Annotated in this window: 12 protein-coding genes; 9 read left to right on the forward strand and 3 right to left on the reverse strand. The window is 30.2% G+C overall.

The features are described 5' to 3' along the window. The first annotated feature begins 5 nt into the window (after positions 1–5). Positions 6–1,565: a KamA family radical SAM protein gene (locus tag OWM07_RS00055; RefSeq protein WP_423301621.1), complete on the forward strand. Its 1,560-nt coding sequence runs from the start codon at positions 6–8 to the stop codon at positions 1,563–1,565. Continuing rightward, the gene (locus OWM07_RS00060) at positions 1,528–2,676 is read left to right on the forward strand and encodes a M20 family metallopeptidase (RefSeq protein WP_423301623.1); all 1,149 of its coding nucleotides are present in this window, start codon (positions 1,528–1,530) and stop codon (positions 2,674–2,676) included. The genes OWM07_RS00055 and OWM07_RS00060 overlap by 38 nt, the downstream gene beginning before the upstream one ends. Here OWM07_RS00060 and uvrC read toward each other — a convergent pair. After that, the gene (gene uvrC, locus OWM07_RS00065; RefSeq protein WP_423301625.1) at positions 2,647–4,452 is read right to left on the reverse strand and encodes an excinuclease ABC subunit UvrC; all 1,806 of its coding nucleotides are present in this window, start codon (positions 4,450–4,452) and stop codon (positions 2,647–2,649) included. The genes OWM07_RS00060 and uvrC overlap by 30 nt on opposite strands. 193 nt (positions 4,453–4,645) lie before the next feature. On the opposite strand from uvrC, the gene OWM07_RS00070 reads away from it, so the two are divergent. Together OWM07_RS00070 and OWM07_RS00075 are read left to right on the forward strand one after the other, a co-directional pair. Further along, positions 4,646–5,641 carry a TAXI family TRAP transporter solute-binding subunit gene (locus OWM07_RS00070; protein ID WP_423301627.1) on the forward strand — a complete coding sequence of 332 codons (996 nt, stop codon included), beginning with the start codon at positions 4,646–4,648 and terminating at the stop codon, positions 5,639–5,641. A 90-nt stretch (positions 5,642–5,731) separates the two neighbouring features. Next, entirely contained in the window at positions 5,732–7,759 is a 2,028-nt protein-coding gene (locus tag OWM07_RS00075) for a TRAP transporter permease (RefSeq protein WP_423301628.1), read from the forward strand. Between the two features lie 28 nt (positions 7,760–7,787). Here OWM07_RS00075 and OWM07_RS00080 read toward each other — a convergent pair whose 3' ends face one another. Both OWM07_RS00080 and OWM07_RS00085 read right to left on the reverse strand, forming a co-directional pair. Then, positions 7,788–8,942 (reverse strand): cation:proton antiporter, encoded by a 1,155-nt coding sequence (locus tag OWM07_RS00080; protein WP_423301629.1) that lies wholly within the window; start codon positions 8,940–8,942, stop codon positions 7,788–7,790. Between the two features lie 2 nt (positions 8,943–8,944). Continuing rightward, entirely contained in the window at positions 8,945–10,348 is a 1,404-nt protein-coding gene (locus tag OWM07_RS00085) for an NAD-binding protein (RefSeq protein WP_423301630.1), read from the reverse strand. 66 nt (positions 10,349–10,414) lie between these two features. Here OWM07_RS00085 and OWM07_RS00090 point away from each other — a divergent pair, with 66 nt between their 5' ends. From OWM07_RS00090 to OWM07_RS00110, 5 genes are read left to right on the forward strand one after another with little or no spacing between them, the layout of a single operon-like run. Continuing rightward, a complete protein-coding gene (locus OWM07_RS00090; RefSeq protein WP_423301631.1) occupies positions 10,415–10,834 on the forward strand; it encodes a secondary thiamine-phosphate synthase enzyme YjbQ in 420 nt (139 codons plus the stop codon). Between the two features lie 6 nt (positions 10,835–10,840). Then, entirely contained in the window at positions 10,841–11,689 is an 849-nt protein-coding gene (locus tag OWM07_RS00095; RefSeq protein ID WP_423301632.1) for a DHH family phosphoesterase, read from the forward strand. Continuing rightward, positions 11,686–12,258, forward strand: a complete 573-nt coding sequence (yihA, locus tag OWM07_RS00100; RefSeq protein ID WP_423301633.1) for a ribosome biogenesis GTP-binding protein YihA/YsxC — start codon at positions 11,686–11,688, stop codon at positions 12,256–12,258. Before OWM07_RS00095 ends, yihA begins: the two co-directional genes overlap by 4 nt. Continuing rightward, positions 12,221–12,787, forward strand: a complete 567-nt coding sequence (locus OWM07_RS00105) for a phospholipase D-like domain-containing protein (protein WP_423301634.1) — start codon at positions 12,221–12,223, stop codon at positions 12,785–12,787. Before yihA ends, OWM07_RS00105 begins: the two co-directional genes overlap by 38 nt. After that, positions 12,784–13,476, forward strand: a complete 693-nt coding sequence (locus OWM07_RS00110) for a DUF554 domain-containing protein (protein WP_423301635.1) — start codon at positions 12,784–12,786, stop codon at positions 13,474–13,476. Before OWM07_RS00105 ends, OWM07_RS00110 begins: the two co-directional genes overlap by 4 nt. Positions 13,477–13,500: the final 24 nt, after the last annotated feature.

The following is a 13,500-nucleotide window of genomic DNA, read 5'->3' on the forward strand; positions in this document are numbered from 1 at the left end:
GAGTAATGGATTATGGAGACGCTTTAACAAAAGAGTTGTTTGACAAAATTTTTAGTGGTGAAAAAAAGGAAGTTTATAATTTTTTAAAAGATGAAATTAACGAGTTGTATCAAAAGGCAAAAGATGAAGAGTTCACAGCACCAATAGTAGAGCTTTTTAGAAAACTATTATTATTAAATGAAAAAGATGGGATTAGCGCAGAGTCTTTTGGTTTTAATAGAAAAGAGTTGTTAGAACTTGCTGATAAACATAAAAATATAGATGAGCATGGTGTTACTGTAGGTGGAAGAGTTTTAAAGGCTATTCCAATTGTTGAGGAAGCAAATAAGAGGGTAGAAGAGTATCTTGCCAAAAAAGATATTGAAGCACCAAGCGGGATAGAGCTTTGGGATAAAATTGTTGAAAATAAAAAGAGGATTATGGAAATATTAGGAATGACTGATAAAGATTGGAACAGTTATACTGGTCAATTAAAATTTGCCATAGAGGATGTGGAAACGCTTTCTAAAATAATTGATTTACCAGAAAAAGCTATAACTGATGTGTTGAGAGTTACAAAGCATTATAGAATGAGACTTACTCCATATTATGCAAGCTTGATAATGCCTGGAAATATAAATGACCCAATATTATTACAAGCTGTTCCAACTGGAGAAATGGTGGATAATGTAGGTGTAGAAATCCCACCTGTTGCTGCAGACCATTCGCCTGCAAGATTGATAGATCAATTTTATCCAAGAGTCGTTACAATCAAATCTACAAATATGTGTGCGATGTATTGTACTCACTGCTTAAGGATTGCTCATATTGGTAAAAAAGATAAAATTTATAACAAAAAAGCTTATATGGAAGCTTTAGAATATATCAAAAATAATAAAAATATCAGAGATGTACTGATAACTGGTGGTGATGCATTTGTTTTGCCTAATTCTTTAATTAAATGGATTTTAGAAGAGCTGGATAAAATTGAGCATGTAAAAATGAAAAGATTAGGGACAAGGATACCTGTTACGACGCCTCAAAGGGTAGATCAAGAGCTTTTAGATATTTTAGAAGAAAGTAATGATAAGAAGCCTTTGCGAGTTGTTACTCAGATAAATACAGCTCAGGAAATAACACCGATTTCAAAAGAGGTGTTTAAACAGATATCCAAGAGAGTTTCAGCAGTTTTAAACCAAGCTGTTCTATTGAGAGGGATAAATGACTCAAAAGTAAAAATGTGGAAACTCTGTGAAACAATACAGGAAGCTTATGTAAGGCCATATTATGTGTTTAACTGCAGCTATAGAAATCCACAGTTTGCTCACATGAGAGTGCCTGTGCAGGTTGGACAGGATATCATTGAGGGTATGTATGGAAATATTTCAGGTGATGCTATTCCAAGATATATTGCTACAGCAGGTGGGAAAATACCATTGCATAGAACAAATGTTATAGAGTTTGCAGAGGATGGAAATATTATTTTGAGGAAGCCATGGAGTGGTGAAATCGTAAAATACCCAGATGCAGATCCTAAGACATATTATAATGAAGAAGAGTTTGCTTTTAGGAAATACTATGATTGAAAATCAGTTTGAGAAATTTTATAAAAATGAGGAGTCTGATATTTTCAGGCTCCTCTCAGATTTGGTGAAAACAAACAGTTATAGTTTTAACGAAAAAGGGGTTAAAGAGTGTTTAAATATTTTTAGTCAAAAAGCTAATTTTCTATCTTATAAATTTCTGGAAAATAACTGTTTATTGTTAGAAAATAGCTCTAATGAGAAAGATTATATTTTACTTATGGGGCACATTGATACAGTTTTTCCAGAAAATTCAAATTTTCAAAAAATCTCATATGAAGATGGTTTAATAAGAGGACCCGGCACTTACGATATGAAGGGGGGGTTAGTTGTTGCTTTATATGCGCTTAAGTTCCTGCATACAATTGATGAATTAAATAGTTTAAATATAAAATTTTTGATAAATTCTGATGAGGAGATTGGTTCATTAAAATCTAAAAGTTTAATTGAAAAATATGCAAAAGGTGCAAAGTGCGCTTTTGTATTTGAGGGGGCAGGAGAAAATGGGGAAGTTGTTGTAGGAAGAAAAGGTAAAATTGGTTTAAAAGCTTTTTCAAAAGGTGAAGCAGGGCATGCTGCTTTTATCATAGAAGGTAAAAAATCAGCAATCTTGGATATCGCTCATAGAATAATCGATTTTGAAAATCTAAATGACAGCAAAAAGAAGATTTCTTGTAATGTGGGTAAAGTCTCTGGTGGTATAGGTGCAAATACTGTACCAGATTATGCAGAGATTATGATTGATATCAGGTATAGTTGCAAAGAGGATGGAGATTTTTTGGGCGAAAAGATTTTGGATATAGCTAATAAAAGCTATGTTGAAGGTGTTAAATTTGAAATAGTTAAGACAAGTGAAAGACCTTGTATGGATGAGAATGATAATTTAGAATTTTTTAATAAGTTAAAAGAGAAGTGTTCAAACTATGGAATAAATTTGAAAAGTGAATTTAGAAACGGTGTGTCCGATGCAAACTTTATTTCATCATGTGGAGTGCCTGTCTTGGATGGATTTGGCCCCTTGGGTGGAAATGATCACAGCGATAAAGAATTTATTATTAAGGATTCTATTAAGGATAGGATTTTTTTAACTGCCGTTGCTTTGAAAAGTTTGTAAAAAGTTAATAATATCTTCTGCAACCTTTTTTGGAATTTTGCATTTTTTAGATAATTCATTACTTGTAATGATATTATTGGAATAAATATCAGGGAATTCTGTTAAAATTTTCTTTATCGTTTTTTCACCAACCCCTTTAACTTGTAAAAGTGGCGATGAAGTAAGCTCCTTTAATGCTAATTTCCTTTGGTATTCTATTGCAAATCTATGCGCTTCGTCCCTTATTTTTTGAATTAATAGTAAAATCTGATCATCCTTTTTAAATCTAATGGGATTTTTTCTATTAGGGATAAAAACTTCTTCTCTTGAAAAGCTGTCATCTTCTATTTTACTTCTCCCTTTAGCAATTGAGATAATATTTGCTGAAATATTTTGCTCTGCAAACGCTCTGATAGCACTTGTTAGCTGACCCTTACCACCATCTATTATGTATAAATCAGCTAATTTTTCTTCATTTTGTAAAATTTTTGCTCCCTTTCTTTTAAATAGCTCATAAATAGATTGGAAATCATCATTATTAGCTGATTTGATTTTATATCTTTTGTATCTGTTTTTAACAAAATTGCCATTTTCAAAGTAAATTGATACACCCACTGTATGGCTACCATATAGATGTGAGATATCAATACATTCTATTGAACAAATTTTATCTGAGATATGCAATTTTTTAGATAGTTTTAGTAATAAATCTTCATTCTTGATTTTTTTATTAAGTTCTGTTTCAAAATATATGTCAATATTTTTTTTAGCAAAATCGATTATTTCGGAATTTAGTTTTTTAGTAATAATTATATCTTTTTTTAGTTCTTTTAATGTTTGTTCTAATGTTGGATCATTGTAAATGTTATTTTCAAAAATTATACCTACCTTGTCAGGTAGAAAAATATTTTTTGAGTAAAATTGCAAAATAAACCCTGGAATTTCATCAATTAAAAGATTACTATCTAAGATATCCCTATCAATGCCTATAATTTTCCCATTTCTAATAAAAATTACAGCAAAACCAAAATGAGAATCGTTTATATTTTTAAAATAAAATATGTCTATATTTTCAGAAAAATTTAATACAACTGATTGTGAAGTGCTTAATTTCTTTAGAGCTTTAATCTTGTCTCTATATTCTGCTGCCTTTTCAAATTCTAAATTTTTTGAATAAGTTAACATTTTCTCTTCTAAAAAGTGTAAAACATCTTTGATATTACCATTAAAAATACTGATTATGTTATTAACTAATGTTAAATAATCTTGCCTACTTATTTTACTTTCACATGGTGCGCTACATCGCTTTATTTGATAGTTAATACAAGCTTTTGATTTTTTAAAGGTTTGTTCAGAGCATGTCCTGATCGGGAAAATTTTTAAAATTTCTCTTAAGATACCTCTTAAATCACCTACATTTACAAAAGGACCAATGTATTTAGAGGTAGGGGATACATTTCTACTAATTTTAATTTTTGGATATTCATGATCGGTTATCTCAAGGTATGGATAGGATTTTGAGTCTTTTAGTAAAATGTTATATTTGGGTTTTTCATTTTTGATTAGATTTGCTTCTAATAGTAGAGCTTCAATCTCATTTTTTGTAACTATATATTTGATATCTGCAGCTTGTTTTACCATAATAGTAGTTTTAAGTGTATTGTTTTTAGAAAAATAGGATTTAACCCGTTTTTTAATATTTTTGGCTTTTCCTATGTATAAAGGCTTAGAATTTTTATCTAAAAATATATAAACACCAGGTTCTTCTGGTAAAATATTTATATCTAAATTCTTCATACCAAAATAATCTAATAAAATTATTTGAAAAGTAAAGGTTAACTTTATAAAAAAGGTTAAAGTATTTGATATATTAAAAATATTAATAATATTCAATTTATTGAACAATGTTCATTTTACTTATTGTGAACACAAGCTTGACAAGAAATAATATTTATGTATATTGAAACTAAAATATCTGAGGAGGTAATATATGAGAAAGTTATTGTCAATTGTTGCAGTTGTCCTTTTTGTGGTTACTTTTGCACATGATTCTTTTAGCAGAACCAAATTTGTTACTATTGGTACAGGTGGGGTTACAGGTGTTTACTACCCAACAGGTGGTGCCATTGGTAGAATTGTTAACAAAAAGTCTAAAGTTTATGGTCTTAAAGTAACAGTTGAGTCTACAGGTGGGTCAGTTTACAATATTAATGCTGTATTAAGTGGTGATTTAGAGTTTGGTATTGCTCAGTCTGATAGACAGTATCAAGCTTGGCATGGGCTTGCTGAATGGAAGGATAAAGGGCCTCAAAAAGATTTGAGATCTGTATTTTCTATCCACCCAGAGTCTATTACTTTGGTTGCTAGAGCAGATGCTGGTATTAATTCACCTACTGATTTAAAAGGTAAAAGAGTTAATATTGGTAATCCAGGTTCTGGTCAACTTCAAAACTCAAAAGATGTTTTAGTAGCTTTTGGTTTATCAGAAAATGATATTAAGGCAGAATATGCTAAAGCTGTTGAAGCACCTGGATTGTTACAGGATGAAAGAATAGATGCTTTCTTCTATACTGTTGGCCATCCAAATGGTAATATTAAAGAGGCTACCTCAGGTAGAATTAAAGTTAAGCTTGTTCCTATCGCTGGAGAAGGTGCTGAAAAGCTTGTATCAAAATATCCTTATTATGCAAAATCAGTTATTCCTATAAAATTTTATCCAAATGCTGTAAATAAAGAAGATGTACCAAGTGTTGGTGTGAAAGCTACATTTGTTACTTCTAGAAAAATTGATCCTAAAATTGTTTATGCAATTACAAAAGAAGTTTTTGATAATTTAGAGCAGTTTAAAAAATTACACCCTGCTTACACTGTACTTACAAAAGAAAATATGCTTCAAGGTTTAACTGCACCTATTCACAGAGGTGCTTTGAAGTATTATAAAGAAGCAGGTTTGATCAAGTATATAAGAAAAGATCTGATTCAATAATTTTTGATAAACATTATGTTTTATGTTTAAGTAGGAGAGGGTATCCCCCCTCTCCTATTTTTATGTTTATCAGCCATATATGGGGGTAATATGAGTTCAGAAAATATAAAGAAAGCTGAAGAAATTTTAAAAGAAGAAACAGGGGAATTAAGAGAGTTTAGACCACATGAAAGAATAATATTTGATACAATAGCAGTTGGATGGGCACTTTTTCAGTTGGCATTAGCGAGCTTTCTGATTTTAAACAGTACTTATGTTAGAGCTATTCATTTAGCTTTTGCAATGGCGCTTGTTTTCTTATCAATCCCTTTTTTTAAAAAACCAAAGCGTGTATTACGCTTTTTGAGCGTAACTGATAGAATACCTTTAATAGATTATATCTTTGCTATTATAGGGGTTTTTGCAGCCTTGTATATTGTGATCGATTACAATGGTATTGCAATGAGAGCTGGTAGCCCATTAACCAGAGATATTGTTTTTGGATTGTTACTAATTGTGGTATTGCTTGAGGCTACTAGGAGATCAATTGGCCCAGCACTAACTTTTATTGCCATAGTTTTTTCAATTTATGCATTTTTTGGCCCATATATGCCTGAAGTTCTAGCCTACAAAGGTGTCTCTTTGACAAAATATGTAAATCAATTATCTCTATCAACAGAAGGGATTTACGGTATTCCATTAGGTGTGTCAGCTTCGATAGTGTATCTTTTTGTGTTGTTGGGTTCAATGCTTGATAAAGCTGGTGCAGGCAAATTTTTCATAGATTTAGCTGTATCATTACTTGGTAAATATAAAGGTGGGCCAGCTAAAGCTGCTATTGTTTCAAGTGCTTTGACAGGGCTTGTATCTGGCTCAAGTATTGCAAATATTGTGACTACAGGTACTTTCACTATACCTTTAATGAAAAGTGTTGGTTATCCAGCTAAAAAAGCTGCAGCTACTGAAGTAGCAGCAAGTACAGATGGGCAGCTCATGCCACCAATTATGGGTGCTGCTGCGTTTATTATTGCTGAGTATGTGAATGTGCCGTATATTGAGGTAGTTAAGGCTGCTGCAATTCCTGCATTTGTTTCTTATTTTGCACTTTTCTTTGTCACACATCTTGAGGCAAGTAAATTGGGGCTGAAAGGTTTGCCAAAAGAGCAATTGCCTGATTTTAAGAAAACATTGAGAAATGGTTTACATTATATTCTCCCAATTGCTATGTTGGTTTATGAGCTTGTTGTTTTGAGACATTCACCTGAGCTTGCAGCATTTAGAGCTATTATTGTATTGACAATTATTATCTTTATTCAAGAGTTTGTAAAATTTAAAAGAGGAGAAAATGACCATTGGTTGAAAAGTGCAATATCAATTATTAAATCTGGTTTTGTAGGTGGTTCAAGGAATATGGTATCTGTTGCACTTGCAACTGCTTCTGCTGGAATAATTGTTGGACTTGTTAATACTGGAATTGGTAGTATGATTACTGAGATAGTTGAGAATCTTGCTCGTGGTAATATATATTTGTTGCTCCTAATTACTGCAATAGCAAGTTTATTACTTGGCATGGGGCTTCCAACAACTGCAACATATATTGTTATGGCTTCATTGACTGCACCAATAATTGTTGAGGTTGGTGCAAGTTATGGATTTTTTGTTCCTCTCATAGCTGCTCATTTATTCTGTTTCTATTTTGGTATACTGGCTGATGATACCCCACCTGTGGGACTTGCATCTTATGCAGCGGCTGCTCTGGCAGACTCAGAGCCAATACCAACAGGTTTGCAAGGTTTCTTATACGACTTGAGGACAGCGATTATACCATTTATGTTTGTATTTAATCCTGATTTAATACTTCATCAGGTATATAGTTGGCCACTTGGTATTTTGATATTCGTTATGGCTGTTTTTGCAGCATTTGCTTTTACAAGTGTGCTTCAAGGGTGGCTCATTACTAAAAATAAATGGTTTGAAATCCCATTTTTGTTAGCTGCAGCACTAATTCTATTTAATCCTGAAATATTGTTACATTATTTACCACTAGGTCCAGAATATAAATATTATATGTATATCCCTGGTTTAGCTCTTTTCTTTTTAGTATTAATTGAGCAAAAATTAAGAGAAAAACTTGCATAAAAGATTTGGGGGACAATCCCCCTTCCTTTTAATATTTTAATACGATTTTCAATAATGGTGGATAAATTATCGCTGTTATAATTGATGCTAAAATTGCTGCACTAGACATTTCTATTGTTAAAATTTTAGCATTTTTACCTATTTCAGCAAATGCTACCAACAATGTAAGCGGGAATGAAGTTCCTAATGGGATCGTTAAAATATTTCTAAACTTTATATCGGAAAACAGAAAAATAAAACTTGCAAATAATCTTATCAAAAAAATACTAATAGATAAAATTAATGCATAAATAATTGTAGTTAGGTTTGTTAGGCTGTTTAAATCTAATGAAAGGCCAACATATATAAAAAAGATAGGTATTAAAAACCCATTGCCAAACATTTCAAAACCTTCTCTAATATCTTCATTTTCTTTTAACACTGTTGCATAAAGCATCCCTCCAATAAAACTGCCAATGATAATCTCAATTTTGAAGATTGCTGCAAGGGATACAAAGAAAAGCATATTTAAAAAGTTTGTTCTCATACCAGTTTCCGCTGTGTTGCTGCTACTTACTATTTTTATTAGTGTTTCAGGATACCACCATGAGAAGAGTTTTAATAATTTTAAAACAAAGTAGGTTAATAAACAAAAAATCAGTATTTCTGCAATATGTATTAAAGATTTTAAACTAACACCGTAAGAATAATAAATAATAGTTAAAGTAATAACAATAAGACTAATTATTTCTCCAATGCTTCCAACAATGAGCAAAGTTTTACCTGTGGGTGAATTTATTGCATTGTTTGAAGTAAGAATTGGGAATAATAGACCTATTGCTGTCATGGATATTAAAAGGATAAACGGTATAGAAATATTAAAATATAGACCAATTATAAAAAGTATTACAATAATAATTATGTAGTATGAAATATATATTATAAACTCTTTTTTGGGTGTTTTTTTAAGATCTTCTATATCAAGCTCTAATCCAGCTAAATACATTAGAACAAGAAAACCAAATTCTGAAATAAATTTTATAATAGTGTGCGTATTATGGTCTATTTTAACAAATTGTCCAATAAAAACTCCAAGCAAAATTTCTATTACAGGGATTGGCAAATATAGCTTTTTACTTAAAAAAGGGGATACAAACGCTATTACAGCTAAAATGAAAAGAAGGATAGCTTCGTAAGCTGTCATAATTACTCTACACTCTGTGGAATTAGTAAAATTGAGCAATTGCACTTTATTGCAAGATTGTAGGCTGTAGATGGTTTAAAAAACGAACCAGAGTTAAACTTTTTATAGCCTGTAATAAGTAGTATGTTTTTTTGATAATTCAAATATCTTAAAGTTTCTCTTACAGGATTCCCTTCTAAAATATTTAGCTTTATATCCATTTTATAAATAGCATTAAAATCTTTTACTATTTCGGTTACTTCATTAAGCCGTTTTTCATCATCTTCATTACGCAATTCTTTTGGTAAAGTAGTGAATACAGTTTCAATATTTACTTTAGATAACCTTGCAAGCTCTATCCCTATTTCAAGAATATGTGCCATATCTGGAGAATTTAAACAAACTACTATTTTTGAAAAGGTTTCATTATTTTTAAAAATTGTAATAGGTTTTTCGGTTTCCTTAAAAATTTGTTTTAGTTTTATCTTTTGAAAAAATGAAATTTTTGGAAGTATAAAAGCGTTAAGCCCATTATCTTGTCTATTTAAATTTTTAAAAATATTTTCAGAAAATACTTTTTTTATCTCTTTTGTCATTTCTGTATTTTCAATAAATCTTTCTATTTTTTTATCATTAATAGTATTTTTTGTGATAACAATTTCTAAAGTGGTTGCTCTTGAACATTTAAAGAGTGTTAGTGCTTCTTTCAAATATTTATGTTCATAACTGCCCTTTATATAAAGGGTCATTAACTTCCCATACTGAAGTGGAAACTGTGGTATCCCTTTTAGAAATATGTTTGTAAGGTTTTCCAAAACCTTTGGCTCGCCAAAAATAATAATTTTATCCCCGACCTTAATCTTTGAATTACCTGTTGGTATGACAATTTCATTATTTCTATATATTGCTGCTAAATGCCAGTTTGATGGTTTTATATGTTTTAGTTTTCTATCTGTTAAATGAGATTTTGATAAAACATTTATTTCAATCAATTCCCCTTTTTTAAAACCAAGATCAATCGCTTTAGAATAGTTTTTGTCTAATTTGTTAAGCACCAAGTTAACAGCAGTTTTAAGAGGATTTATTATAGTAACTCCAAATTCTGAAAATTTTTCTTCTATCCCTTCTGTATAGGTGATGACTAAGATAGGTATTTCCAAGTTAAAAGTTTTTCTAATAAAAAAGCAGATTTCCAGACTTACATCTGGATCTTTAAAAGCTGTAATTACATGATTTACCCTTTCTAACTTTATTTTTTTCCATGTAAGAATACTGCTTGCATCACCAATTATAGCCTTAACATTATTGAACTTTTCTTCAATGCTTTTTGCTTTATTAGGATCTATATCTATTGCAATGACTTCTTTATCTTTTAAATTTGCTATAAGTTTTTCTTCAAAATAACCTATACCACATATTACAATCATATTATCCTCTGTTTACTAATCAATTTTATTTTGATAAAAGTATATCATAAATATTGGAGGTGTAAAATGAAAAGTTATAGAAAAGAGCTTTGGTTTAATACAAAAAATAGAGTGGAATTTATTAATATTACTGATGAAGTTCAAAAAGCTGTTGATGAAAGTGGTGTGAAAGAGGGGCTTTGTCTTGTAAATGCAATGCATATTACTGCTAGTGTATTTATTAATGATGATGAAAGAGGGTTACACGAGGATTATAAGAGATGGCTTGAAGAGTTGGCTCCACATGAGCCAATATCTCAATACAAACATAATTTGACGGGTGAGGATAATGGGGATGCTCATTTGAAAAGGCAAATTATGGGTAGAGAAGTTGTAGTGGCAATTACGAATGGAAAGCTTGATTTTGGCCCATGGGAGCAGATATTTTATGGAGAGTTTGATGGGCAAAGAAGAAAAAGGGTTTTGATTAAAATAATAGGGGAGTGATAAAGGATGATTTTACATATTACTCATAATGACTTGGATGGTGCTGGTTGTGCTATTTTGATGAAAAAAGTATTTGGTGATAATCTCGAATATTTTTCTATGAATTATGATGAGATTGACGATTTTATTTTAAAAAATTTTATGAATTATGAAAAAATTTATATTACTGATTTGTCACCATCATTAGATGTTTATAAAGAAGTATTAAAGAGAAAAGAAATAATTTTGATAGATCATCATAAGACCAGCGAGTCTTTTAAAATTTTTGATAATGTTTACCATGAAAATGATAAGTGCGGTACTATGCTTACTTTTGAATATCTTGAAAAGACAATTAATGCTGATTTATCAAAATATTATGATTTTGTAAAACTTGTAAATGATTATGATTTGTGGATATTAGAAGACAAAAGAAGTTTAGAGTTAAATAAGCTTTTTTATTTGTATGGTTTTGAAAATTTTGTGAACCGATTTATAAAAAATTACACTATCGATTTTGATGAAAAAGAACAGTTTGTATTAGAAATTGAGAATGAAAGACAGAAAAAATATTTAGAAAGTACCGCTGATACTGTGAAAATATTTAAAGATAGGGATAATAGACAATTTGGTGTTGTATTTGCAGAGCAGTATAATTCAGAATTGGGACATAATTTAATAAGTGAAAAAAACTTAGATTATGTAATTATAATCAATATACAAAAGAAGAAAATTTCGCTAAGATCAAAAATTGATGTGGATGTTTCAAAGATTGCTGTTGCTAATGGTGGTGGTGGGCATAAAAATGCAGCTGGTTTTTCCACAGATTTTAATTTTTGTTTAGAAGAGTTCTTGAAAAAAGTGGGGGTATTATGAAAGCAGAATATATAAAATCTGCAGTTTTTGAAAAGGATTATCCAGATACAAATTTGCCAGAGATAGCATTTGTAGGTAGAAGTAATGTGGGCAAATCATCTATGATTAATACATTAGTTAATAGAAAAAATCTTGTAAAGGTAAGTCAAAAACCTGGTAAAACAAGGACAATTAACTTTTTTAATATAAATGATGAGATTATTTTTGTGGATTTACCTGGTTATGGATATGCAAAGGTTTCAAAAAAGGAACGAGAACAGTGGAAGGTTATGATTGAAACTTATTTGCTGAAAAGAGCTCAATTAAAAGGGGTTGTACTGATAGTTGATATAAGAATAGGACCTACAGGGGATGACAAACTTATGTATGATTGGCTTCAAGCTTATGGGGTGCCAACAGTCGTTGTATTTACTAAATGTGATAAATTATCAAACAATAAAATTCAAGCACAATTATCTAAGATTAAAAAGGGATCAGAAGAGTTTTTAAATAATTATGTTCTATTTTCAAGTATAACAAGAAGAGGGAAAGATGAACTATGGCAAATCATCAAAGAGTTATCTGTTTAAATATATTATTGGTTTAATTGTTGTCTTATTTATTATTGTCACAAATATCATAGCCAAAGCGGATAAATATGACGGTAAAATATCTTTTTTGCCTGATGATAAGCTTTTAAAACCATTACTATCTGATATTGAGAATGCTAAAAAAAGTATTTATATGGCAATATATATGTTTAAAACGGATGATCATAAATTTAATCTTTCTACACTAATTGAAGAAGCACTTTATGATGCATTAAAAAAAGGTGTAAAAGTTTATATAATTTTTGATAAAGGTAAAGGTGATGATATTACGACTGATTTTAATGAGGATACAGCAGATGAGCTAAAAAGAAAAGGGGCAATTGTTCAATTTGATACACCACAAAAGAGATTGCACGCTAAAATAACTGTTATTGATGAAAAAATTGTTTATATTGGTAGCCATAATTATACACATTCAGCATTTAAATATAATAATGAAGCAACTGTGAGAGTTGAATCAGAACAGCTTGCAAAAGAGGTTATTAATTACATAAAGGGGCTAAGATGATTACTGGTACAATTGTTAACACTATCACTGTTGCGATTGGAAGTATTGTTGGTGTCACAATTGGTAAAAGCATAAAGACTGAAATAAAAGAGTCTATTATGAAGGCTCTTGGTTTAGCAGTATTAGTTTTGGGTATAAAAATGGCTTTTAGTAAACATGATTTTTTAATGGCTTTAATTGCAATAGTAATTGGTACACTTATTGGGGAATTAATCGATATTGAAAAAGGGATTGAAAATTTTGCAGAATATATAAAAAATAAGGTCAAATCAGAATCAGGAACATTTGTTTTAGGCTTTGTTTCAGCTTCAGTTTTATTTTGCGTAGGATCTATGACCATAGTTGGAGCTATAAAAGATGGCCTTAATAATGACCCCTCAGTTTTATATGTTAAAAGTCTATTAGATGGTGTTACATCAATAATTCTTGCATCTACATTTGGAATAGGAGTATTTTTTTCCATTATAGTTATTTTTGCTTATCAAGGGCTTTTATCATTAATTGCTTTTAAGCTAACTTTTCTGCTTAATGATGAAATCTATATTAATGGAATCTCAGTAGTTGGTGGGATAATAATTTTAGGAATTGGATTAAATATGCTTGGAATCACTAAAATTAAAACAGCAAATATGCTTCCTTCATTATTCTTTATCCCTTTAATTGATGTTTTATACAGATTTCTTGTTTAAAGAATAAGGTTAAAAGAGGAGTCT

This window comes from Deferribacter thermophilus (genome assembly GCF_049472675.1).
Lineage (GTDB): Bacteria > Chrysiogenota > Deferribacteres > Deferribacterales > Deferribacteraceae > Deferribacter > Deferribacter thermophilus.